The organism is Ignavibacteriota bacterium, assembly GCA_016212665.1.
Lineage (GTDB): Bacteria > Bacteroidota > Ignavibacteria > UBA10030 > SZUA-254 > FW602-bin19.
Genome location: JACREZ010000012.1, coordinates 16,940 through 42,451, shown reverse-complemented (window position 1 = coordinate 42,451; position 25,512 = coordinate 16,940). Strand labels below are relative to the sequence as shown.

Sequence of the window (25,512 nt, the reverse complement as noted above, 5' to 3'; positions counted from 1 at the left end):
GAGGAAGAAGTTGTAATTGATTGGGAGAATACGGTTTGAAAATTGCTGTTGGCATACCACCAATAACGATTCTGGTTCGATCTTGTTGCACTATCAATCACAATAAACAAAACAAAGGGGCTGCCCTTTTGAGACAGCCCCCACTTATTAAAAACCACTTACTTCCTCTTAAACCTTGCCTGAAAGAACCGGAGATACTTCGGTTCGTACACCATCTCCAAACCTTTAATTGAACTACGATTCTCAAACACCGCTTCAACTGCTTCTGCTGTTACGTCGCAATGTGCCTGTGTGTACACGCGGCGGGGAAATGTTAATCGTACAAGTTCGAGTTTCGGATAATAATGGTCGCCTGTTTCTTTGTTTCTTCCTGCTGAGACGATACCGCGTTCCATCGCACGAATCCCTGATTCAATATAGAGTTCTGCCGCGAGGGTTTGTGCAGGAAATTCGGTCTGTTTGAGGTGAGGGAGGAACTTCTTTGCATCAAGAAATATTGCATGACCGCCAACCGGTTGCACGAACGGAATACCGATGCTCTTTAATTTCTCACCGACATATTCCACTTGACCGATGCGCGCTCTCATGTGGTCTTCTTTGATTGCTTCTTCGATGCCGAGAGCCATTGCTTCCATGTCTCGCCCAGCAAGTCCGCCGTAGGTGTGCAGACCTTCATACACGACCACCATGTTGCGCGCTTCCTCGAAGATTTCAAAATCATTCAGTGCAAGAAATCCGCCGATGTTGACAAGCAAATCTTTTTTCGCGCTCATTGTGCATCCGTTGGTGTAACTGCACATCTCTTTGAGTATCTCCGCCATTGATTTGTTTTGATAGCCCGGCTCACGAACCTGAATAAAATATGCATTCTCCATCGCGCGCGTAGCATCGAAGAAGATTTTTATTCCGTGCTTCGAGCAGAGGGCATGAACCTGTCGCAGGTTCTCCATCGAAATCGGTTGACCGCCAGCCATGTTTACCGTTGCGGCAACACAAACGTATGGAATCTTGTTTGCTCCTACTTTCGTGATAAGCGATTCTAATTTTTGTAAATCTATATTTCCTTTGAAGGGAAAGAGATTGTCCGGGTCATGTGCTTCATCAATAATCACATCCACAAATGTTCCGCCTGCAAGTTCCTGATGCAAGCGTGTTGTGGTGAAGTACATATTGCCCGGAATGTAATCACCCTTCTTGATTAAGATTTGAGAAAGGATGTGTTCCGCGCCTCGTCCCTGGTGTGTGGGGACAAGATATTTGTAGCCGTAATATTGCTGAATCTTTTCTTCTAGGTGATAGAAGTTTTTGCTTCCTGCATACGCTTCATCACCGACCATGAGTCCAGCCCATTGAACGTCGCTCATAGCGTTCGTTCCGCTGTCGGTCAGCAAGTCAATATAGACGTCTTCAGATTTGAGGAGGAATGTGTTGTACCCGGCTTCTTCGAGAGCCCGTTGACGGTCTTCCCGTGAAGTCATTTTTAAAAGTTCAACTGCTTTTATTTTGAAGGGTTCCGCCCAAGAGCGTTTTTTAAGTTTTTCCATGTCAATTTGAGGTTAGTTGTAAAAAATGTTTTGCAAAATTACGGGAAAGTTTCATAAGGAACAAAGATTTGCTGAAGAGTAGTTGAGTATGTTAGAAGTTGAGAAGAAAAGATGTCAGGAGAAGAGGAGTGCTGGAGTTTTCGAGTAGTGGAGTTCAAACTGCAGCTATGGACCAAATCGTGATAGCTTTATAACATCACAATTCCCCCTTAGAAGGGGGACAAAGGGGGATGTAGATTCCTGTCTCGTTATACCTATTCTACCACAAACAGGCGGGGGTGAGCAACGGGAGGAGTATGAAAGTAAACAGTAGTTTGCTTATTCTATTTTCTCAAACAATACACATTCCCATCACTACTTGTGATAACAAGTTTATCTTCTGTAACAGCAGGGGTGGAAAAGATTGCCCCCAAATCATTATACATAGTCAATACTGCATCGTTTGATGTTAGGATTGAGCCGATATCATCCCGATACGTGTCATCATCCTTGAGGTAGTTGAGATGGTTCTTGGAATAGCCGTCAACGGTGAAATTCCATTTTACAGCGCCGGACTTCAAATCAAACCCGAAGAGGTTTCCCGATAATGTTCCGAAGTATCCCATCGTGGCAGTAAATGAGCAACCACCGAAGATATTAAACTTTGCATTCGCTTTCCAGATTGTTTCTCCGGTGCGAGCATCAACTGCTACAAGTTCTCTATCATCCGATGTGCCGATGTAGGCAACTGTATCAAGCACAGTGATTGGCAACGCCCAGCCTTTTGGAAATTGTTTTGTCCAATAGCAATAGCCGCCGTTTTGTTCGATGGCGTACACGTGATAATCTCTTGCGCCAATCAACACAAGATTGTTTGTTACTGCCGGATTTCCTGTTACTTCCCCCGTTGGGAAGTAACGATGCCCGACTGATTTAAATTTCCAGACTAAAGCGCCTGTATTGATATTGAGCGCATAAACATTTCCATCGAACGAGCCGGCGAAGAGTTTCCCTTGAGAGATTGCAGGTTTTGTATGCACGATGTCGCCTGTCTCGTAACTCCAGAGGAGTGTTCCGTTTTCTGTATTGAGTGCATAGATTCTTCCATCACTGCAACCGAAATAAATTGCTTTTTCATAAAGGAGTGGGGAGGAGGCATAATAATCGGCAAAGTCATACTTTCTATCGCCGATGTAGCCGGTGAAGGTTTTGAATCTCCAGAGCAATGAACCGTTTAGTTTATTCACACAATACAAATTTCCGTCACCGCTGAGAAGGAAGAGTTTTTCCTTTTCGATGCAAACGGTTGAACGGATTGGTCCGTAAGTCGGGAATTTCCATACTTCTTTTCCATCGTTGAGATTGAGTGCATACAGCGTTCCGTCGGTATTGCCGACGTACACCGTTTGCTCATTAATGACAGGGGAGCCGATAATCGGGCTGTTGGTTGGATACTTCCATGAGAGTGTTGGTTGCGTTTCAAAATCAGGAAATGAATTTGTTTGACTGACAGACCTCCCCGACATGATGAAGGCGAGAATTACAAGGAAAAAAGAAAGTTGTTTGCTCATGTATGAAATTATTTGAAATAGGTTACATCAGATACGGAAGAAGCGGAAGGAAGTTTAGCATGTTGTTGGATAGTCTTGTGAGAGGTAATGAATAGTGGAGTAATGGAGTTTTGGAGTACTGGAGTTTCGCTTGCAACATACCTTCAACTGATTACACAACTCTGTATCTCTCTTTCTAATTAATTCGGGAAAGGTTCCTCATTAAGGAATTTTGTTGATTCCAACTTCTTTCTATTTGCTTTTCTGTTCGCGGAAAATTACAATAAGCCATTCGTAATTTCAATTACAACACAAAAACATTATGCTACAAATTCTTGAAGTCGTTTGTTTGAGATTCGTTGTGTTTATTCAAGTATTAGATTCGTATTCATTTCGTAAGAGAGAATAGACATATGAATCGACAAATTTGTTAGAAACATACATGTGTTCTCGTAAAACGCCTTCATTTCTGAAGTTATTATTTTCCAAAATTTTAATGGACGGAATATTATCAATTCCTACAAGGGCTTCGATTCTATTGAGGTGTAGTTGATGGAACCCATAATGAATGATTGACTTCACTGCCTCACTCATTAATTTCTTTTGTTTAAATTCCTCATCTTCCATTACATACCCTATTTCTGCTCGATTATGTTCGACGTTCCAATTATGAAGTCCACAACGTCCAATTATTTTATTAGACTCTTTGTCTGTAAGCAGGAATAATACAAAACTTCTGTTATAGCTGGAATATCCATTTTTTTGTTTTTGTTCTTCTTTCAAATATTCGGCTTCGGAACGATGGCCCAATATTTTTTTTATTTCCGGTTTTGGGAGATTCTCAAAAATATATTTCATATCCGCAGGAGTAAGTCCTGTAAGTAATAGTCTATTTGTCTCAAGAATTTTAAGGTTCATATTTTAATCTTTTTACAATATTCATTTTGTCAATTAATTTAGGGTAGTTCTAAAAACTTCATTTGAAAATATGTAACCACGAAGAACACAAAGAAACACACAAAGTTGCACAAAGATAATAGAGTTTTTGGAACCAACCTTTACTCGGTGCAGTAGTGAAGCATATCATAACTGATTTCCCCTATAGAAGTGCCTGTCCCGAATTTATTTCAGGAGGATAAAGGGGGATGTTGATTCCTGCATTAACAAATCATTTCTACAACGCGCATAAGGAAGCGAGCAACGAGAAGAAATATTGAACAGACTGTACATCCGATTTTACTATGTGAGGGATGGAATAAGGAGTTTTGAAGTGTTAATCTTGAGTGTGTGATGTCCCATTAATTCCACAATGCACATGCGTTTCATTTCTTAAGTGTGGAAATGGTTCCACATAATTATGAACTTTAAGAACTTCTAGATTCAAGTCTTTCTTTTTATTTCCCTATTTCACCTTTTTCGTAGTGTCGCACATCAATGGCATACGGATTGATGTGTTTGTAGTCACGAATAAATTATTTATTCAATCAATTAACGTTCTTTATCATAAACTATAGGTTCACAAATGAAATACTTTTTCTTTTTCTTTGCTCTCCTGTTTTCTCTTCTCCTTATCGGCTGCACAGAGCAAACTTCTATTTCGGAGGTGGAAAGTGGAAACTCCGATTTGACTTACAAAGCGGTTTCCAAAGAACTTCCCGAAAATATTAATTCACATATCTTGGTTAATACAACTTCAAAAAACCCTTCGACAGGTGCACTGTATTATATCAACGGTAAAATCAGCTATTCCTATGTACGTTCTTCAGGGAAGTATGAACTCAAAACTACACTTGCGCTTACCATTCGCGAAATCCTTCTCAAGCGTGTTACAGTATTTTCACTTCAGAAAGTGACTTTAAATGAAGGAGAAAATGACGACAATAAACAGGTGTTTCTCACCAATGAATATGAACTCAAGAAAGACGAGAGTGGAACTCTTTCAATTTGCCTTGATTATCATCTTGAAAATTACGTAACATTAATTTCCGCACAAGTAAAATAGATTGAACATACTATTGAGATGAAGTTGTTCATTACAATAATCAGTGGTAGGACAAACAGTTGCTAAAAAATAACATTGATGTAGTTTGCAAGTGTCTGTCCTACTGCTGTTTCATGATTCCGACGAATGAAAGTTGAGATGGTTATTGGAATAACCGTCAACGGTGAATTTCTGTTTTAAAGCGCCGGACTTGTAGCCAGCCCTATAGTACAATCAACTATTTAATAATACTCAATCAATCGGTTCCCACAATTGAACTTTGTTACCTTCTGCGTCAAGGATATGGACGAACTTACCGTAGTCATACGTTTCAATAGTGTCCACAATGGTTACGCCGTTCTTTGTTAATTCTTCAACGAGCGCTTCAAGATTTTCTACACGGTAGTTAATCATAAAATCTTTTGTTGAAGGTTCAAAATATTTTGTTTTATCGGAAAAGAGATTCCACTGTGTCTGACCGTTCTTTGAAGAATCCTCGGCTTGCCGCCATTCGAAGGTTGCACCGTACTTGCCGGCGTCTATACCCAGATGTGTATTATACCATTCTTTCATTTTGTCCGGGTCTTTGCATTTGAAAAAGATGCCGCCAATGCCTGTTACTTTTTTCATAGTTGATTTTTTATTTTGTTGTTGTGAAATGAGTGAATTAAATGCGAAACCCGAAAGAAACGTTGCTGTAAGAACAAAAAATATTAATGATGTCTTTTTCATAGTGTTTGATTGTTTGTTGTTTATGATGTCGTTTGTTACCCATACCGCTACTACGTGATTATCCGAAACTCACTTGTAATACATTTCGTTCATTCAACATTCGTGATGTTGAATTGCGAAAGTTTCCTTATCGGGAGTTTCGCTTTTTACACGTATCAATAGGTAACTATGTTTCACTTCCGGTAAATATACTTCATTCAATTTATCAATCAAATTTACTCTTTGCATAACGAAGCGTATTATCACTGTATTCCCCCTTTGAAGTGCTTGTCCCGAATTTATTTCGGGAGGGAGAAAGGGGGATGTCCCTTATCCACCTGTTATTTTGTTGTTTCCGCTCCGAGTTGATTCCCTAATTTTTCATATTCAATATCGTTCGGTTCCCACAACTCTATTTTGTTTCCTTCGATATCCATAATGTGGACAAACTTTCCGTAATCGTATGTTTCAATGGTATCGGTGATTGTAATTCCTTCTTTTTTTAGTTCTTCAACAAGCGCACCTAAATTATCAACCCGGTAATTTATCATAAACTCTTTTGTTGAAGGTTCAAAATATTTTGTCTTTTCGGAAAACGGACTCCATTGCGAAAAACCTTTTTTAGAAGAGTCCGTGGCATGTCGCCATTCAAACACCGACCCGTATTGGTTGGTGGTAAGACCCAAGTGCGTTTTATACCATTCTCTCATTTTTTTCGGGTCTTTGCATTTGAAAAAGATTCCGCCAATGCTTGTTACTCTTTTTAATGGTACGCTGTCGTTACCATTGTTTGTCATGATTGAGTTAAAAGCAAAACCGGATAAGAATGATATTGCTAATGAGAACGTGATCAAAGTTATTTTGTTCATTGATATTTTTTCCGCAAGGTTGATGATTGTATGTTAATTTGTTGATGGCAGTTTCAAGTATTGAGGTCGCCAAGGCAATTCTTGACTGTTGTGCAGCGTTGCATTTCTCTCATGGTGTGGACCATGACAGCCGAGGAAAACCCGATGTTAACAGTAGCGTAACAAAAAGATGCTGGACGCAGAGCGTCTGTTTTGACATTGCTACGCAGGAGCGTAGCAACGAGAGGAAGATGTGCTGTTAGCGGAATGTGCTTCTTTTGTCATTTGTCAATTTGTTGCCCTATGAATAAAAGCGTCTTTGTCTGTGGAATTTCAATGTGAAGTTCTCTCATTCCATATTCTCGGTTAAAGGGTTCTCTTACTTTAAGTCCCTTTACCTTGTCTTTGATTGAAAACCAAAGTTCGTCAATGTTGTCAACCTCTAAATAAAACTCCATTTGTCCTATGTTTTCGCCTGCCCGTAAAACGTGAACTGTCAGATTATTTTTTTGATAAACGGCATAAGTTTCCGTGTCCATAACAGATAAAAAGCCTAATGTGTCTTTGAAAAAGTGAACTGTTTCCTTCATGTTGAATGAAGGTATCATTGGACTTATATATAATGCTTTATATTCAGAACTCATAATATTTGTCAGTAGATGGTTTTGACAGCATTACCGCTAACGAATATTCAGTACATCTTTCCAGTGGTCTTGGGGATAGCCTGTATGTTGAGCAACAGGCATTCTCATCCCACATTTCATGTTTTTTGAATTTTGTGCGTTTGATTTTGCTTTGTCTGTCATAGTGTTTTTTTACAATTGTGAATAAGGTTTTGCAGATTTGCTGTGGCCGGGATTTACAGCACAAATGTAGATGCGGAGAACTGAACTTTGATTAACCACAAATGTGTCTGCGGAGCACTGAGCCGCCACTTTTGCCAAACCCGTGTTATAGGGCGTTTATCTTTCGAGATTCGTGTATTTGTTCTATTGTAAATATTGTTTTTTGAATCACTACGGTTTTGCTTTCCAGATTTTTTCGGAAAATGGTAAATATTCGGGAAGTGCAGCCGAACCATACCAATTAAAAATTTCGTAGTCTAATAGTCCACTTTTAATCGCAGGGTCGGTTTGTAACAAGTCTTTGGCATCTTCCATTGTCTTGATATTGTTCAAAATGAAAAGCCCTCGGTAATTATTGTCATTTTTGCCAAACGGTCCAGCTACAATTAATTTGTTTTCTCTGACCAATCGGTCAATGTTTTTCATGTGTCCTTTAAAACCTTCGCTAATTAGATTTTTGTCCTCGGTCTTATTAGTTCCTGTTTTTAGGATTACGAAAAAGTAACTTTTCATTCCATAGTCGTCTCCGCCCAATTTCTCCGCCAATACTTTGTCATAATTGGGGTTTGAGTTTGCTGTGTCTTTTTCCGACTTACCTTGTCCGAAAGTTAAGTTGGTTAATAGTGTCACTGTGATTATTAATACATATTTCATTGTCGTCAATTTAGTTGTTTGCTGTTTGTCCTAACATGCCCTATAACATTTAAATATACGCTATCCGCAGTTCCCAAAGTAGCGCAAATCCAACACACGTAGTGCAGGAATGCGCAGGTTTACGATGAAGGGAATAACGGTTATTATCATAATATTAATTTGCTGTGTGATTTAGTTTTGTCTTCTGAATCGAGTTTGTTATAAAGTAATATTGGTTCTGTTTTCTTTTCTGTAAATATACATCATTCATTTTGTGAATCAAATTTGCTCTTGGTGGTTATGGAGCGTTCTGTCATGGTATGGACCATGACAGCCGAGGAAACAAGCAAATCTTGATAAAAGGTAAATGTCCGAATATTCGCCAATGAGAATTCCGAAAGTTCGAAGTTTATAAGTCGTGCAAGAGTGACAGAAAATGTTTCGGGGGTTTGCAATAGCGTGGAGTGTTAGTACCCGTGTTTAGACAAGATACGACACTGATGCTATTGTAAACCCGATGTTAACAGTAGCGTAACTAAAGGATGCCGGACGCGAAGCGCCTGTTTTGGCATTGCTACGCTGGAGCGTAGCAATGAGAGGACATCCGAGGAAAACACAAATGTACTAGCAATGTTCGTTGGCTATTTCTTTCCTTGTTTTATTGTCTGTTTTGTTTTTACTGTATCAAAGTGTTTGATTACTTTTTGCTCTTCCAATTCAGTTTTTAAAAGAGTCAAACTGTCTTGAAGTTGCAGAATTACTCTTTTGTCAACTTCAGATTTTTTGTTTAGTTCATTAATCTGAATTGAACACTTTTCATCAGCTACGTAGTTGCAAACCCAAAATGCAACAGCAATAAAAGTTAGTGCAATTAAAACTTTAATTAAATTTCTCATTTTTATTTAGTTCTGCTGTAGCTTTCAAAACTTCTATTGCTAATTCAGGAGACTTTAAAAAAAGGTTTCTAAATTTTGGATGATTGTTAAATAGGCGTTCAATTAAATAACTTGGTGCTTCGTATTGAATTAGGATAACAGCTGCTTTAGTCAAAACGTTGCTTGAGTAGTCGCTTTTTCGGATAGTGTTTAGCATGCTGTCAATCATCTGTGCTTCTCTACTACCTTGGTAATATTCACGGTTGATAAGCAACAGTTCTAAGTAAATTAAAGTTGAATCGGGATTATCTCTAATCTCCATATCCATTTCTTTTGATAATCTAAAGAAAGGTTCATCTATGATCATTTTCCCTTTGAACCGTTGCTTGCTCGAATAATGACTGTAAAACTGTTTCACTACTTGTAGATATTGATGCGCTTCTTTAGGGTTATCACGAATGATGTATACCAAATCTTTGGATAAACGATGAAAAATATCATGAAGCAAAGCTTGAGGAATAATTTCTTCTATTGGATAGTGCATACCAAATTCTGAGATTATTTTCAGGTATTCTAAAAGATTAAACTGATTGTCTCGGAAAACAGTTTCCCATTCATCGGATATCAATCTTAATAATTCAATAATAAACTTTTGGGGCACTTTCTCGTTAATTTGAAAGTGTTTATTCATATCATAAAAAAGTTTCAGGTATTCTAAAATTATTTGTGGGTTGTTTCTTACAAAGTGCTTAATGTCTTTAGATATAATATGCAGTGCTTCATCATAGAACTCAAGTTGCATTTTCCCCATTGGGTAGTATTGCCTTAATTCATTAAACAATCTTAAATATTCAAATGCTGAAGAAGGATTATCCATAACATAATGCCTCATGTCTTTGCTTAAACGGTACAATAATTCCTCCATAAAATCTCCTTTAAACTTTCTTCTGAATGGGTAGAATTTACTCAACTCATTAAGAAGTCGGATATATTCCAACATAGATAAAGGACTGTCTTTGTCATGTCGTCGAAATTCTTTGTTGAACATGTGAAACATATCTTCCAACATTTCAGGATTGATAATTTCAGTGAGAGGGAAATATGCTTTTAGGTCAACCAATATTTTCAGAAACTCATTTGTTGCCTGGATATTATCTTTAAAAATCGGCTGCATATATTCACTTATTAAACGAACTACTCCAACGAAATCTGTTGGGTCAATTTGCCATTTGAGCAAGCCAGTTTTCTTAATTAAAGCTACTTGTTGTTTCCTACTAATTTCTTTTACTCTGAACCATTCAATCAGATTCATATTTTCTGCGGAATACAAATCATGGAACCTGTGTAACACAACGTCAACTGCTAATGAAAAAAGTTCAGGCTTCTTTGAAATGATATTCTCAATGATTTGAAGTGTTCTTTGCCCATCTGTAAATTTATACTCGTTGTCAAAATATGATAACAAAAGTTCGAAGTCGTTGCATCCAACATATGCAGAGTCGGAGAAATTGTGAATCACTTTGGATTTTGTCTTGCTTAATTCAATCGTATTTCCGCTATCGGTTACAGTAATCCATTCTGCAAGTTTGGCTGTTGCATTGTAGTTACCAACTAAAGTCCAAAGTTTGGAAAGCCGCTTCCAAAGTAGTTTGTTTTTGTTAATCTCATCACGGTCTTGTGATTCGTACTTTGGTTCATTAACTGCTTCACTGATACATTCATTAACATCATAGATTTCAAACGGAACAGGATTATCATTGTTTGCAATAGCAAGCCATAGAAAAATAATATTTTGAGAATATATCCCTAAATGTTCAATTACTGTTTTCTTCTCTAAAAGCCTTATGTCAGTAACAGGATAGGCTTGATGCCCTTTATCAAACAACTCTTTTAGATCGTTTTTGATAATCGAACTAATAATAAACTTAACTTCAGCATTGGTAGGCTTTAATATTTGCGGGGCATGCTCATATAAAAATTTTTGAATGTTGTTGTGCTTATGTAACCAATTGTACCCAAAGCAAAAGTAGAATGTTTCTTTCTTTGCTATAAACTCTTGATTGGCATCGAATATTCTCTCGTATTGTTTTTTTGTAACTCTTAACATAAAATCAGCAGCCAGGAACTCACCAAATGTTTTATGGAGAAATTCATAGTTGAATTTTTCTATTTCCCCTTCAGAAGTTGATTTGTTTTCATGAATAAAAAAGAATCCACCAAGAATATTATTAGTTGGGATGGTTGATTTATTAATTCCAAAAGCATTCATTTCATCTAAGAGCTTATGAGAATCTCTACTTGTTGTATCGTTCAAAAACATCATTAGTGCAATCATTCCCAAGCGCAATCTAAAAAGTTCCTTTTCTTTTTCTTTTGTTGATTCACTAAAGTCTTTAAATGGTTTATACTTAATAAGTTGCCTTTCAATAAACCTTTCAAGTAATGAATCATAAAGTTTACTTTGATTGAAGTTTTTGTCTTTTGCCATTTTTTGCAGATCCCCACTCTCAAAATCATAAACGGCAAGCATAAATAAAAGCAAAGGTTCTTCCGCTAGTTGATCAATTTTTTCATTTTTCGGAATTTTAAAATTATGAGGTTTGTTTTTTTGGGATTCTTGCCATTTTTCAATCCATAAATCTCTTCGTTTATCATCAAAGCTATCTAATTTTATAATTTTTGTTTCTTCAGGAATAAAAACATCTTGCATAACGCTTATTCGGCTCGTTAAAATTACCCTTACGCATATTCCGCTATTGATAGCCTTTTCCTGAAAATCCTTAATTGAGTCAACGTAACCATTAAGTTCTCGATTTGCGGTTTGCATTAATTCATCAAAGCCATCAAGAATCACAACAGGAATTCTTTCTTTAAACTCTTTTGCCCATTCTAGCCAATTTATGTCAGTAACATTAACTATTGTACTTTCCAGACCCTTATTTATATGCTCTGAAATATTACCTGAACTTGATGCCACATCTCTTAACCTTATAAGAAAAGGAATGAAATCATTTGTTTCACAAAGAAGTCCAGCAAACATTCTGCTCAACATGGATTTCCCAGCTCCAGGATTACCAAGAAGTAATATTGGCTTGGTTGCAGTATTTGGGTCAACTAATGTTTGCTGGAGAAATTTACCTATATTTTCACCAATTTCAACATCTCTTGCTTGTTCGCTTAGTTTTCTTTTCGCTAAGAATATTCTTCTATGAACTTTTTTCCTATAAGTAATTGCTTCGAAACTTTGAGAAATAAATATATTTTTTTCTAGTGGATAGCAAATCTCTTCAACATCAGTATTGTCTGATAAGGGCTTGTTAAGTTTATTTTTAATATGTTCATGGTGGGCATTTATATTTTCTATTGTTCTGCCACTTAAAACCTTAGAAATATGTTCTTCTTGTGTTTTGAACATCTTATCATATGTTTCCATGAAGGAAGGGAATCCGCTTTCTTTAATGAAGGAGTTTTCTTTTAGCTCCTCAATTTTTTCTATCAGCTTTTCTGTTTGAGAAATAAACTCATCGTTTAATTTTTTCAATTCACCCTTACTACTCTTAGAAGCAGATTTAAGTTCAGTTAAGATTTTTTCTTTTTGTGTTACATCAGCCCACAAGGCGAATTCAGGAAACTCACTAGAGAAATTAATCAGGAATGCTTGATATTGGAGTGATACATTCTCTAAGAAGGTTTCTTTCGCCCTAGCCGAATCAATTCCCTTCAATGCTTGCGCTTGAGTAGTGTCTTTTACCTTGTCAATACACCTGTTAAGGACAGAAAATATTGGGTCAATAATTTTGATTGCCTGATTACTTATATCCTCTTTAGATAAAGCACAGTTATTTGGCAGATTCAATGTGATTCTTTCTTTATCACATTCTGTTGACTTTTTTTCCAATTCATTTTTATCCTCTTCCGAAAGCTCAATATTTTTCAATACTGTCTGAAGATGAGGCATTATTATTTCCTTCACACCATTCTTAATCGCAATCTGTAACAGAATAAAATTTACATAAGAAGAAAGTTCATATTTCTGTAATGCTGTTTTTTCTCTATCCTTATATTTGAATTTATCAGGAAGCCAAGAAAAAAGTTTTGAGGCCCTTAATGATGCAGCATCAATACTGGCGCAAAACACACTGATTTTAGAAATAGGGTCAGGAGCAATAATAATTGCAGCTATTCGTGCCGCTGTAATAAAATAACCTCCGAACTCATCTATTTCTTTGTCAAATGTTTGGGCATCATTCTTTTTGAAGAAGTCCACAAGGTCTGAAAAATTGATTTCTTTCTTTATCATCTGAAATTCCCTTTATTAGATTTTTAAAAGTAGGTTAAAAAATTGATGTGTATTGTGCGTTTGTAAAAAAAATAAACACGAAGCGTTATACGTTCGTTCTAAGCGGTGCCTATCTGATATGTTTTTGGACTGTTTCAAATTGTATAATGTTCGTTAGTTTGATGTCCGCACGGTCGCCAATAGAGTTACCAATAACATTTAAATATACGCTATCCGCACTTCCCAAAGTAGCGCAAATCCAACACACATAGTGCAGTATTACGCATGTTTACGATGAAGTGATTAGCGGTTATTTCCATAATAATAATCTACTGTGTGATTTATTTTTGTCTTCTGAATCGAGTTTGTGGTAAAGTAATATTGGTTCCGTTTTATTTTCTGTAAATATACATCATTCATTTTGTGAATCAAATTTGTTCTTGGTGGTTATGGAGCGCTCTGTCATGGTATGGACCATGACAGCCGAGGAAAAAGGGGGAATTCTTTTTTTGTAGTTCTGAAGTCCGGAAAGGGGCTGTCTCAAAAGTCTTTACACTTGTCATTCCCGTGCAAACGGGAATCCAGAATCGTCGAGAGTGAAATGGATTCCTGCTTTCGCAGGAATGACACCCAAGACGATTGCACTTATGAGACAGCCTCTACCAGTGGAATGCTCATTCATTTTTAGGGAGTGGGAGGGGGCGGAGTTTTGGGACCGGTGCCGCCGATATCGCGGATGACGCGGGCGGCTTTGTATTGTCTGTAGAAGTCGGGGTGCTTTTTCTTGAGTCGTTCTACGTATTTATCGAGTCGCTCTTTGAGGAGCGCGTCGGTTTCTGTGATGATTTCTTTTTGTGTTTGTCCGACGCTTTTTCGCTGGGAGATTCCGGTGCCGATGTTTACTTTTGCGGTACCGTAGGAGTTAATTAATGAGTCGAAGTCTGTGATGTCTTGCGCGGTGATATCGTAGTCGGCGAGTGCGACGCTGTGAGTGATTGCAAGTTCTCTGATATTTTTTGCAAGGGTGATGAGGTCGTTGTCCCTGATTTTATCGAGAGCAGTTTTGGTGACTTTTGATTTGACTTTGAGTTCTGCATCTTTTATATCTGCCGCATAGGAAAAGATAGCGGAGGAAATGGAGATGACGGTATCTTTGAGTGTGGCTTCTACGTTTTCTTTTACCGCCGACTTTCCTTTTGCTGCGGATGTGCGTTCTTGTTCTTTTCCCCCGAGGAGGAGGATGTTTTCGCCCAGCAGGATGATTGCGTTGGCAAATGCTTTGATGAGCGCCGTGATGGTCGGGTTATCTACCAATAGTTGATGTACGACGCTGTACATGGTGACTTTGTTGATGAATGTTTTGTTCATATTGGTTAAATGGTTAATTGGTTAATTGGTTAACTGGTTAATTGGTTAACTGGTTGATTGGTTAATTGGTTGATTGGTTTTGGGATTGCGTGGTTCGGATGTTGTTTATAATCGTTTTCTTCTGGCGTGAAGTTGTTTGGATGTCCGGCGAAGTTGATTGATGGAGTCGAACGGTCGTTTGGAGAATCAGAGAAGTTGATTGGAGGTCTCGAAAAGTCGTTCGGATGTCCAGAAAAGTTGTTCGGAGAACCGGAGAAGTTGATTGGAGGTCTCGAAAAGTCGTTCGGATGTCCAGAAAAGTTGATTGGAGGACTTGAAAAGTCGTTCGGAGAACCAGAAAAGTTGATTGGATGTCCAGAAATATTGATTTCTTTGGTGTTTAGGTTTGTTTTTTGTCTATTTTGGGCAGATTGTGGTTCTAAATAGTTGATTGTAAAAAATTTAACCACGAAGTTCACAAAGGGAACACAAAGTAACACAAAGAAAATGGAGTTTTTATTGTGGAGGATTGGGATTTCTGTTTGGGGACGCACGATTCCTGTGCTGAGAATTGGATTTTCAGCGTGGAGATACATTTTCTCGAAACGGAGAAGCAGTTGCTCGAAAAATGTCTTGTATTTGTTCTGCAAAAGCGGTCTGTTGCTTATGCAGGTATTTCTGTTTACTAACTTCACAAGTAATAATTATGTTATCGAATTATTCCCATCTATCGTCCCATTCAAATAACGTTACCAACCAACTGTATAACTTGTCATCCTGTTCATAAGGGCGGGCTTGCGACTGCGAATGTTAAGTCCGTCTTCCCATTGTTACTATTGCCTATATCGTCTTTGTGAACTTACTAATTGTTTTTTAAAAATCAAAATTTTGTTGAGTAGTTGAGTATTTAAGAAGTTGAGTAGTTGAGTAGTTGAGTAGTTGAGAGTAATGGAGTGTAGGAGTAATGGAGTAGAGGAGTAATGGAGTAGAGGAGTTATGGAGTGGAGGAGTTATGGAGTAGAGGAGTTATGGAGTAGAGGAGTTATGGAGTAGAGGAGTTATGGAGTAGAGGAGTTATGGAGTGGAGGAGTTATGGAGTAGAGGAGTTATGGAGTAGAGGAGGTTGACTTGCCACGCATCTACAAGGTGCGTGGCAAATAAAAAACCCATCTTATGTTTAATAAGATGGGTCGAAAGTAAAAGATGGAGTCCACCTGCAGGTGGACTCCATCTACAAGGGTTTTTGGAAAATTACTTTTGTAATGTCATCACGTGGTCGCGCAAGGCGTGCATTTGTTTAATTGCATCGCCGCCGAATGTTTCCGGGTCGGGGGAGAGCAAGTCGGGGAAGTAACCGGGCATTCGTGTTCCGGGTTGAATTGCTTCGGGGTTCTTTAACCACTCTGCAATCCATTCGGGCTTCAATCGGTTCTTCGCCAAGAGTAAATTCGGCGCGAGTTCTGCCGGGGATTTTCCTTCGGGAATTGTTCCGGTTGTGTGGCAACTCAAGCATTGGAAATCATCAAAGAGTTTCTTTCCGCCTGCGATTAATTCGGGATTGCGTTCAAATCCTTTGTAGTCGCGCAACTCTAATTCTTTCTTGTGGATAGCAAGGAAGTATTTCGAGATGACTGTTACCTCACTATCATTCAATGAAAATGATGGCATCCTGATATTCAACCAAGGACGGATTGTTGAAGGTGATTTGAGGAACTCATGTAACCAAGGTTCCTGCACCTTCGCGCCTTCGGGACGGAGAAGGGGAGGAGCGAGACCTTCATCTTCCAGCATCGCTTTGATTGAGCCGCCGAGTTCTTCAATCTGATGGCAGTTGATGCAATTGTAATATCCGGTCATTCGTCGTCCTGCTTCGATAGATTGCATGTTCTTATCGAATGCGCGCTGATAATTTGGTTCGGGTTGTTCTTTCGTCATGCCGCGAAGAAGCGTACGGATTGCGACTATTTCGCTATCAGAAAATGCAAAGACAGGCATCTTGGAAATAATTTTATCGGTCGTATAGACACGGGCATCTTTAATTTTGTTGAATGTCCAATCATCCCATGTGTGCGGAACTTTTGTATCGCCGAAATCAAGTTCATCTACGCGTTTGCGACCAAAGTTGGAGAGAGCGACGGAGACTTTTCCTTCGCGTTCCATTCCTTTAATGGCGTGACAACCTGCGCAACCAAACTCACGAATCAACTTATCACCTCGTTTAATCTTTTCAGGGTTATCGAGGTCAAGCGACTTTTGCTCGAAGGTTCTGTCGTCTTTTAATGTCATCAGATATGCAACGATATCTTTTGCTTCTGCATCGGAGAGACGAAGACTTGGCATCCGGGCATCGGGGCGATATTGGCGGGGATTCTTTATCCAATGGAACGCCCAATCAGCATCAACTTTGCTACCGACTCTCGTAAGTTCGGGGGCAATGTCGAAACTTAACCCGCGTGCTTGTCTCATTCGTGTATCTTCACCAACGACATGGCAACCTGTACAACCGACCGTTTCAACAAGTTGTTTTCCTTTTACGGAATTTCCACCTGAGGCACTTCCGGTTGGAAGTGAATAATTCGTTTGCTTACTTACGCTTGTTAAATATGCGGTGATTGCTTCCGCTTGTTCATCATCGAAACGGAAGTTCGGCATTCGTGTGTGCGGATTATGGTCCTTCGGGTTACGTACCCAACGGAAGAGCCATTCTGCGCTCGTCTTCGCCGCAAGTTGATTTATTTCAGGACCAATCTTCGGAATATCCGTAAAGCCCTTGATTTCATGGCAACCAAAACATCCGGCTTCAAATACGATTTGCTTTGATTTGTTGAATTGCTCTCCGCCTTTTAAATACATTTCATTGGTGTGACATCCATTGCAGGAAGCATAGACTTCTTTCCCTTTGAGAAGGGGCCATTCCCAGTAATGGTCGTCTTCACCGTGTGCGAAACCGGCAGTAAGCGCAGTACCCTGACCACGATGGCACGGTGTACAACCGAACGACTCAGGATTATGGAGTTTGAGAAGTTCCGGTACAGGATGACGGGTGAACGGCTGAGCGACGCTATCCATCGTCTCATCATTCCAACCGAGGTGGCATGTTTGGCAACGGTCAATGCGAACTTTCGGAGTTCCGAAGTTCGTCTTATCGAAATTGTTCGACATGACTTGACGGATATTTATTGTTGATGCCTGAACGCGCTCAATTTTCATCATCGCATTATCAATTTCCGCACGAAGCGGTTTAATTTTCGCCTGAACATCCTTGATAGCGAGAGCATAGGATTTGATGAGTTCATCGTGTACTTTTTTCTTTGCTTCAAGTTCGGTAACGATTGCATTATACTTTGCCATCAACGCAACTTCATCATCGTATGATTTCTTTGCACTCGCACTTTCCTCTCCTTCATGGAGAGATTTTTTCCAGAAGTAGTATGCTTCATCGGCGCGGCTTTTCGCAAAGGTGTACTCGCGGTTGGCATCGAGTAATTGTTCATCAATCTTCAACATTTCTGCCGAAGCAGTTTTGTATTCAGGCGATTGAAGTTTTGCCTGAGCCGCTTCAAGTTCTTTTTGAAGTTCATTAAACGCGGCAGAATCAAAGTTGGCGTACGCTTGTTGAAGTCGTTCGTTCCACTTTTGTTCGCTCAGGGTAAAGTATTCATCCTGATATTCTTTCCACGGACGACGCGCAGTTACTTCATCTAAGACTGCCCACATTGTGCCGAGGAAGAGTAACGCGGAAAGAGCAAAGTAAATCTTTCCGTAATCACGTGATTCAACGGGTGTATTTGCCCGCTTACTAAATAAATCAAACAAACCTTTCATGCGCTTATAATTCTTCTTAGATGTTGAACCAAGGAGTGACGAGAATGTATTTGATGTTCAGAAAGATGCGAAGCACCATTTTAATCGGAAGAGACATCATTGACAGGAAGAGAAAGGCGACGATGTTATATTTAACAACACCGAGCGCTTTCATGACGTCAGTATTTTTCTTCCAGAGCCAATACAAGGGAGCGAGAGCAAAATAGCCGGCAATCAAAACGACACCGAAGATAACGGCAACGGGATTGAGACTGCTATCTGCATTGCGAGTATGAATACCAAAGAGTTCTGATAAATCTATGTTTGTTAATGCGACAACGCGATGCGTATCCCATTCTTCCCACGGATGGAAAAAGTACCATCCCGGTCCGCGCCAAAATGTTCCAAGAACAATTAACGCAACCCAAAGAATAAGAAACCCGAAACAGTAGGTGAGAATGGCAAACTTCCGTTCTTTGTATGTATAGTATCCGTTCCCTTTTTTATTAATATCGATGTAGGGGATTGCCATCAATCCGATAATGATAATAGTAGGAAGAACGACGCCTGCAATCCACGGGTCGAAATAGACGAGCATTTCCTGAAGACCGAGAAAGTACCAAGGGGCTTTCGATGGATTCGGTGTGAGTGTCGGGTTTGCAGGTTGTTCAAGCGGCGCATCGAGCAGGAATGACCAGAAGACAAGGATAACCATGACGAATAAGGTTGCCAAAAACTCTACACGAACGAGATTGGGCCACACCTGCACTTTCTCACTCAGTTTTTCTTCATCGAGAAAGCCTTGATTGTCATTTTTCAAAGCCTTTTTGAAATACCACCATGTATATCCTACGACTAAAACAAGTAAAAGGACAATCGGAATATTGTCCGGCTTAGAAACTATTTCCCAAAAATTATGCATGACGTTATTAAATTGATTTGTTACTCTTTACCGGTTGAGGTTGGACCGGAAATCCCTCCGTCTTTTCTGATTCTCCAGAAGTGGACAATCATAAAGATGGAAGCAATGATTGGTAAGAAAATACAATGACCGACATAGAACCGAAGCAATGTTGGCGGTCCGACTTGTGTTCCGCCGAGCAAAACGAAACGAATGTCGTTGTCAATTCTCATTCCTAATTCAGGACCGAATGGACCTTCGTGTCCGAGGATGGGAGTAGCACGCGCCATGTTCGTTCCGACAGTGACAGCCCAGATTGCAAGTTGGTCCCACGGAAGTAAATATCCTGTGAAACTAAGAAGCAATGTTAATACGAGAAGAATCACACCGACAACCCAGTTGAATTGTCTTGGTGGCTTGTACGAACCGGTAAGAAACACCCTGAACATGTGAAGCATGACAGTAATGACCATCGCGTGCGCCGACCATCTGTGCATGTTCCGCATGAGGGGACCGAATGCAACGTCGTTCATCAAGTACTTCATATCTTCATAAGCATACTCTGCCGCGGGGCGATAGTAGAACATAAGAATGACGCCGGTGATTGTGAGTACAAGAAAAAGGAGAAATGTAATTCCACCCATTCCCCAAGTGAAACCGATGTTCGTTGCGTGACGTGAAATGCGGACGGGGTGGAGGTGTAGAAACACGTTGTCCACAATCTGTAACGCGCGGTTACGATTGGTGTCTTGATAATTATGTCGGAAGATTGACTTCCAAACTTCAGTTTGTTGTAATTTTTCTCGTAATTTTAACATGAGTCGAATTGTAAATCAAAAAATATTTTATGTTTGATAGAAGGCAATGAGTCTTCAACAAATCACAAAACTCAAATCTCAAATCATGAATCCTAAAATTTGAATCTAAGAGTATTTGAGGAATGCGTCCGGTTTAATCCAATCTCCTTTTTCAAATAAGAACTTGATGTTCCGGTCAATCAGAATCTGACCATCTTCGGCAAGGGAAATTTTTAACCGTTCAAGTGGACGCGGAGCTGGACCTTCAAAGTTGATTCCTGTTTGCCGGAAGCCGCTTCCGTGGCAGGGACATTTGAATTTACTTTCTGCCGCGAGCCATCGGGGAGTACAACCTAAATGTGTGCAGATTGCAGAGAGAGCATAGAATCCTTCAACTTCACGAACAATCCACACCCGGTAATCGTCTTTATACTTTTCACTTACTTCTCCGATGAGATAATCGTCGGGGATGCCTGCTTTAAATGTCGATGGGGGTTCAAAAAGAATACGAGGGAACATCATACGAAGCGAAGCAACGGTAGATGTTGCAATAAAGACAAAGAATGCCGCCCAACCGGCAACAGAAAAGAAGTTTCGTCGGCTGATACGCCAAATGCCGTGGTCGTTTTCCGGAGGACGGTCTTGTTTTGGTTTTTTAACAGCAGGGGCTGGAGACGCGGCTTTGGCGACAGGTTTAGGAGCCGCAGGAGTTGCAGTCTTTGCAGGTTGAGTTTCAGTCGGCGCAGGAGCGGCGACTGTAGGAGAATTGACAGATTGGGGTTCTGTCACTGACCCGTTTTGTGTTTCCATTCCTAAAAAATGAATTAACTAAAAGTAAGAACTTGAAAATGATGGCTTGAAAAAGCGGCAAAATATAGAGAAAAATTCGGAGTTAGACAAACAGTTCCACAGTTTTGAAGGGCGGTTGCCGAATACTGAAAAGTGTCTTTGCAAGAAGCGAAGCGACGAGGTCCCGAGGGGATGGCGCACGGCGCTCTCAACCCGGCATTTCGTCTAACTTTCGATAGTGAGATTGCTTCGCTTCGCTCGCAATGTCTATTTGGCGAGAGGCTCATTAAAGACGCAGACATGAAGTCTGCGGCTACTTTTTTATTTTGATCATGCGGGTTTCATCAAGAACTAATTAATTAGTCAGCAACCCTGAGTTGCTAAGGGCAATTCACTAATCACCAATCACCAATTAACTAATTAGAATGGTGTGAAATCATAGAAGGGAATGGGTGGGAAGGTGAGGAGGAAGAAGATTAAAATAATCCAGCCGAGGTATTTTCTTCCGGGTGTGAGGGGTTCTTCATCGTTGATTGGGGGGTGTTCGATTTTGATGATGAAGTATAATACTACTGCCCACAAGAGCCAGCCAATAGAACCGAGTTGTACTTTCCAGATGAATAATGAATAGACGCTTGCAAATCCTGTGAGAATTAAGAGGAGAAAGAAAATGTATGCAACGTGTCGTTGCGCTTTTCCGATGAGCGCGTACAGAATATGTCCGCCATCTAACTGTCCGATGGGGAGAAGATTAAGCGCTGTCATGAATAAGCCGAACCATCCCGCGCAGAGATATGGATAGTGATAGATTTCGTTCATCGGGGGGATGAATGGTTGATAGGAGAACCATTCTTTCATTAACCAAAAATAGATGGATGTTCCGAATGTCATGCCTTGTGTCGGGAGGGTTTCGAGATTCATGTATTCAGGATGAAGTGTGTAGAGGAATTCCTTTGGCGGGAGTGTTGCAAATCCGTAGAAGAGAATTGGTATTGTTACGACAAGCCCTGCAACGGGACCGGCGATGCCAATATCGAATAATGCTTTTCGTGTTTTTAGTGGTTCTCGGACACGAATGACTGCGCCCATTGTGCCGAAGGGATTGACGAGGAACGATGGAGCGGGAATGTAAAAGGGGAGCGTTGTTTTTATGTTGTGCGCCTTCGCCGCAAAGTAATGTCCGAATTCGTGCGCAGAGATGATTGCAAGGAGCGAAAGGGAGTAGGGAAGTCCGTCGGCAAAGTACAGGAGTTCGAACGGGTTTTTGTTCAGCCATTGCACTCCGGCAATTGTCACCGTGATGAATGTGAGGATGAAGAGTCCGAGGTGGAGGAGATATGTGAAGATGGTTTTTGTCATTGCAAAATTATTAAGTTGAGGTTGCCCTCAAAAATCTTTCAACATTCGGAATTGAAAATTCGATATTCATTATTCAGAAAAATGTCGAATGATGAATAACAAATAATGAATGAAGAAATCATATTTCGACCAACACTCTACAATGCTTTTAGAAAGGTTCTGAGTTCATCGAAAGATTGGAAAAATTTCGTCGTACAACCAAGCACCCATCCCGGTATGTCGTGAAGTTTGAATGTTGTTACGAGATAGACTGGCTTGTTGAAATATTTTGCCATCGTGAGTTCGCCTTTCGTGCCTGCGCCTTTTGCCGCTCCGTCATCCCAATAGCAAATGACGTAATCGGAATGTTCGGCGATTTCTTTGCAATCAATTTCGACAAGATGCCGGACGATTTCCTGATACAAGGTAATGTTTTCTATCTTTGCTTTCCGGAAATCAACATCAGGGTATTTCGATGCGAAGAACATGTCGCTCTCGACGTTGGGATTAAAAACAGAATGTCCGAGTTCTGTCTCGAGCCACAGTTGCATTGTTTGGCGCCAACTTGCGCCTTCGCCGTCGGCATATTCCATTCCGCCGGATAAATAGACTCGTTGTTGTTTCATCCTAAAATAAAAATGTTTGATGATGGTAAAAAGAGGAAATAGAGAAGCCACATGGTTGCGCCAACCGTGAGTGGGATTGACAGATTATCATCCACCGATGTTGGAAGTGCTTCGATGACCATTCCGACGGCAACGGCAATAACCCCGATGAGATATTCTGTGAAATGATGTTCTACTTTTGGAGTGAGGAGAATGACAATGATTCCGCTGACGAGAAATGCGAGACTTCCTTCAAGAGATTTAGAAAGGAAACGATGACGTCCGAATCGTTTGCCGACAAGAGCGGCGGTTAAATCGGAAATAATCAAAACAGAGAAACAACTGAGCATAATAACTTTTGGAAAGACAATGACGCAAATCGTTGCTGAAATGAGAACATACGAAGCGCCGTTGAGTCGTTTTCGTTTTTCGTCTGTTTCGTGTTTCCGTAACATCCAACCGAACATTTGGAGGAACCATTGTTGAAGCGGCTGAGAATAGTAACGTGCAACATCAACGCCGATAAAGAGAGTAGTTACCGGAACAAGGAGAAGCAGAGCGTTTTCTTTATTCAGGAAAAAGTAGAGAACCGGGATCAAAAGGGAACAGAAATGAATTGCCTTTCGAGCGAGTTCAACACGGTAAGAGCCATCATGTTGCGATAGCCCGACTTCCATACTTACGTTGTACTTTCTTGTGAGGATGTAGTTGCTTCCGGTGTTGCTGTGTTACTCTGACCGTTCTTCCTGAGTGATGGAGGAAGTTCTCCGCCAGCAATCAAAATATCAATTTCATCTCCATCGAGCGTTTCCCGTTCGAGCAGAGCCGCAGAGATACGATGAAGTGTTTCCATGTTTTCGGCAAGAATAGTTTCTGCTCGTTCCATGCCGTGCATGATAATTCGCTTTACTTCTTCATCAATTGCAACGGCTGTATCTTCCGAGTAATTTTGTGAACGAGTAATTTCTCTACCGAGGAAGAGTTCTTCTTCTTTTGCGCCGTAGGCAAGTGGACCGAGTTTTTCGCTCATGCCCCATTCACAGACCATTTTCCGCGCGATGTTGGATGCGCGTTCAATATCATTTCCCGCTCCGGTGGTGAATTGATTGAACACCAACTTCTCTGCCGCTCGACCGCCAAGTGCATAGGCAATCATCGCTTCGAGATATTCTTTGGAGTATGTATGTTTCTCATCAATAGGAAGATAGGTTGTTACTCCCAGCGCACGACCGCGTGGAATGATAGTGACTTTATGGACGGGGTCTGCCTGCGGTATCTTTCTGGCGACCAACACATGTCCACATTCGTGATAAGAGGTAATCTTCTTCTCTTCATCGGTAATAATTAAACTCTTACGTTCCACACCCATCATGACTTTATCTTTTGCTTCTTCAAAATGATGCATGGAAACAAATTTTTCATTTCGTCTTGCGGCAAGCAACGCTGCCTCATTTACGAGATTGGCAATATCTGCCCCGGAAAGACCGGGAGTTCCTTTTGCCAATGTTTCTAATGAAACATCGGGAGAAAGAGGAATTTGTCGTGTGTGAACTTTGAAGATTCCTTCACGTCCTTTTACGTCAGGACGGTCAACGACAACTTGTCGGTCAAATCTTCCGGGACGTAACAACGCCGGGTCAAGTACGTCGGGACGGTTTGTTGCGGCGATGATAATGACGCCACTGTTTTGGTCAAATCCATCCATCTCTACAAGCAGTGCGTTTAATGTTTGTTCACGTTCGTCATGTCCGCCGCCGAGTCCTGAGCCGCGATGACGACCGACTGCGTCAATTTCATCAATGAAAATAATTGCAGGCGCGTTCTTTTTTCCTGTCTCGAATAAATCGCGAACACGACTTGCACCGACACCGACAAACATTTCAACGAAATCAGCGCCGGAGATGGAGAAGAAGGGGACGCCCGCTTCGCCAGCGACTGCACGTGCGAGTAAAGTCTTTCCTGTTCCGGGAGGACCAAGTAATAATACACCGCGGGGAATTTTTCCACCAAGGCGTTGAAACTTTGATGGTTCTTTCAGGAATTCGATGATTTCCTGTAACTCATATTTTGCTTCATCTGCCCCTGCAACATCGGCAAAGGTAACTTTGGGAGAGGCTTCGGTCATTAATTTTGCGCGGCTTTTTCCAAAGGAAAAAATACCTTTCGTTCCGACACCTTGCATTCTTCGCATGAAGATTAGCCAGACGGCGAGAATCAGAATCCAAGGGAGGGCGCTTATCAACGCGCTCATCCACGTGTTATCTTCTTTCACGATATTAAATTTCAATTCCATCTGATTCCATTCGTTGATTACAGTTCCATCAACGAACGGAAGGGTAACATGGAATTTTTCCACCATCACTTTTTTGCCGGAAGTGGACTGAAATTCTTCCGGTGTTTTGAGGATGCCATGAAAATCGAAATTTTCTATGTCAGTCTTTTTGATAGTTGCTTCTTTGATTTTCCCTGCGCGAAGCAATTCCTGATACTGGTTAAATCCGATATCGGTTTCCTGCTCTTCGGTAGCGCGAAAAAGCGTCATGATGATGAAGACGCCGAGAATGATTGCCGACCAACTCAACACAACACGGACAACTCGGTTCCAATTGAAATCATCATCCGGTCGTTGAGGCATCGTCGGACGATTCTTCTTCGGTTTCGGAAACTTCCTTGACGGTTTTGAGGT

The 25,512-nt window shown here is 40.5% G+C and carries 21 protein-coding genes; 2 read left to right on the top strand and 19 right to left on the bottom strand.

What is annotated here, in order from left to right; all coding sequences use genetic code 11:
* Positions 1–158: 158 nt before the first annotated feature.
* The 3 genes from HY960_04180 to HY960_04170 all read right to left on the bottom strand — a co-directional run bounded on the left by HY960_04180 (position 159) and on the right by HY960_04170 (position 3,991).
* Positions 159–1,544: a tyrosine phenol-lyase gene (locus tag HY960_04180; GenBank protein ID MBI5214926.1), complete on the bottom strand. Its 1,386-nt coding sequence runs from the start codon at positions 1,542–1,544 to the stop codon at positions 159–161.
* A 323-nt stretch (positions 1,545–1,867) separates the two neighbouring features.
* Positions 1,868–3,094, bottom strand: coding sequence for a PQQ-binding-like beta-propeller repeat protein (locus HY960_04175; protein MBI5214925.1), 1,227 nt, complete (start codon positions 3,092–3,094; stop codon positions 1,868–1,870).
* Between the two features lie 348 nt (positions 3,095–3,442).
* Complete coding sequence (locus tag HY960_04170) at positions 3,443–3,991, bottom strand: GNAT family N-acetyltransferase (protein ID MBI5214924.1); 549 nt, start codon at positions 3,989–3,991, stop codon at positions 3,443–3,445.
* Positions 3,992–4,595: 604 nt separating this feature from the next.
* Here HY960_04170 and HY960_04165 point away from each other — a divergent pair.
* Entirely contained in the window at positions 4,596–5,075 is a 480-nt protein-coding gene (locus tag HY960_04165; protein MBI5214923.1) for a hypothetical protein, read from the top strand.
* A 231-nt stretch (positions 5,076–5,306) separates the two neighbouring features.
* Here HY960_04165 and HY960_04160 read toward each other — a convergent pair whose 3' ends face one another.
* The 12 genes from HY960_04160 to HY960_04105 all read right to left on the bottom strand — a co-directional run bounded on the left by HY960_04160 (position 5,307) and on the right by HY960_04105 (position 20,904).
* Positions 5,307–5,684 carry a VOC family protein gene (locus HY960_04160; GenBank protein MBI5214922.1) on the bottom strand — a complete coding sequence of 126 codons (378 nt, stop codon included), beginning with the start codon at positions 5,682–5,684 and terminating at the stop codon, positions 5,307–5,309.
* Between the two features lie 422 nt (positions 5,685–6,106).
* The gene (locus HY960_04155; GenBank protein ID MBI5214921.1) at positions 6,107–6,562 is read right to left on the bottom strand and encodes a VOC family protein; all 456 of its coding nucleotides are present in this window, start codon (positions 6,560–6,562) and stop codon (positions 6,107–6,109) included.
* Between the two features lie 332 nt (positions 6,563–6,894).
* The gene (locus tag HY960_04150) at positions 6,895–7,203 is read right to left on the bottom strand and encodes a hypothetical protein (protein ID MBI5214920.1); all 309 of its coding nucleotides are present in this window, start codon (positions 7,201–7,203) and stop codon (positions 6,895–6,897) included.
* Positions 7,204–7,629: 426 nt separating this feature from the next.
* Positions 7,630–8,112, bottom strand: a complete 483-nt coding sequence (locus HY960_04145; protein MBI5214919.1) for a hypothetical protein — start codon at positions 8,110–8,112, stop codon at positions 7,630–7,632.
* A 620-nt stretch (positions 8,113–8,732) separates the two neighbouring features.
* Entirely contained in the window at positions 8,733–8,987 is a 255-nt protein-coding gene (locus tag HY960_04140; GenBank protein MBI5214918.1) for a hypothetical protein, read from the bottom strand.
* Entirely contained in the window at positions 8,971–13,266 is a 4,296-nt protein-coding gene (locus HY960_04135) for a hypothetical protein (protein ID MBI5214917.1), read from the bottom strand. Before HY960_04135 ends, HY960_04140 begins: the two co-directional genes overlap by 17 nt.
* A gap of 663 nt (positions 13,267–13,929) precedes the next feature.
* The gene (locus tag HY960_04130; protein MBI5214916.1) at positions 13,930–14,613 is read right to left on the bottom strand and encodes a hypothetical protein; all 684 of its coding nucleotides are present in this window, start codon (positions 14,611–14,613) and stop codon (positions 13,930–13,932) included.
* A 29-nt stretch (positions 14,614–14,642) separates the two neighbouring features.
* Positions 14,643–15,242 carry a hypothetical protein gene (locus tag HY960_04125; protein MBI5214915.1) on the bottom strand — a complete coding sequence of 200 codons (600 nt, stop codon included), beginning with the start codon at positions 15,240–15,242 and terminating at the stop codon, positions 14,643–14,645.
* Positions 15,243–15,843: 601 nt separating this feature from the next.
* Positions 15,844–18,417 (bottom strand): c-type cytochrome, encoded by a 2,574-nt coding sequence (locus HY960_04120; GenBank protein ID MBI5214914.1) that lies wholly within the window; start codon positions 18,415–18,417, stop codon positions 15,844–15,846.
* A gap of 16 nt (positions 18,418–18,433) precedes the next feature.
* Entirely contained in the window at positions 18,434–19,318 is an 885-nt protein-coding gene (locus HY960_04115; GenBank protein ID MBI5214913.1) for a cytochrome C, read from the bottom strand.
* A gap of 20 nt (positions 19,319–19,338) precedes the next feature.
* The gene (locus HY960_04110; GenBank protein MBI5214912.1) at positions 19,339–20,115 is read right to left on the bottom strand and encodes a cytochrome b N-terminal domain-containing protein; all 777 of its coding nucleotides are present in this window, start codon (positions 20,113–20,115) and stop codon (positions 19,339–19,341) included.
* Positions 20,116–20,220: 105 nt separating this feature from the next.
* The gene (locus HY960_04105) at positions 20,221–20,904 is read right to left on the bottom strand and encodes a Rieske 2Fe-2S domain-containing protein (protein ID MBI5214911.1); all 684 of its coding nucleotides are present in this window, start codon (positions 20,902–20,904) and stop codon (positions 20,221–20,223) included.
* A 132-nt stretch (positions 20,905–21,036) separates the two neighbouring features.
* Here HY960_04105 and HY960_04100 point away from each other — a divergent pair, with 132 nt between their 5' ends.
* Positions 21,037–21,213, top strand: a complete 177-nt coding sequence (locus HY960_04100; protein MBI5214910.1) for a hypothetical protein — start codon at positions 21,037–21,039, stop codon at positions 21,211–21,213.
* Positions 21,214–21,303: 90 nt separating this feature from the next.
* Here the strand turns inward: HY960_04100 and HY960_04095 are convergent, their stop codons facing one another.
* The 4 genes from HY960_04095 to HY960_04080 form a co-directional block, all read right to left on the bottom strand.
* The gene (locus HY960_04095; GenBank protein ID MBI5214909.1) at positions 21,304–22,164 is read right to left on the bottom strand and encodes a site-2 protease family protein; all 861 of its coding nucleotides are present in this window, start codon (positions 22,162–22,164) and stop codon (positions 21,304–21,306) included.
* A gap of 215 nt (positions 22,165–22,379) precedes the next feature.
* On the bottom strand, positions 22,380–22,847 hold the full coding sequence (locus HY960_04090) for a hypothetical protein (protein ID MBI5214908.1): 468 nt from the start codon (positions 22,845–22,847) through the stop codon (positions 22,380–22,382).
* The gene (locus HY960_04085; protein MBI5214907.1) at positions 22,844–23,503 is read right to left on the bottom strand and encodes a dolichol kinase; all 660 of its coding nucleotides are present in this window, start codon (positions 23,501–23,503) and stop codon (positions 22,844–22,846) included. The genes HY960_04090 and HY960_04085 overlap by 4 nt, the downstream gene beginning before the upstream one ends.
* 2 nt (positions 23,504–23,505) lie before the next feature.
* Positions 23,506–25,461: an ATP-dependent metallopeptidase FtsH/Yme1/Tma family protein gene (locus HY960_04080; GenBank protein ID MBI5214906.1), complete on the bottom strand. Its 1,956-nt coding sequence runs from the start codon at positions 25,459–25,461 to the stop codon at positions 23,506–23,508.
* Positions 25,462–25,512: the final 51 nt, after the last annotated feature.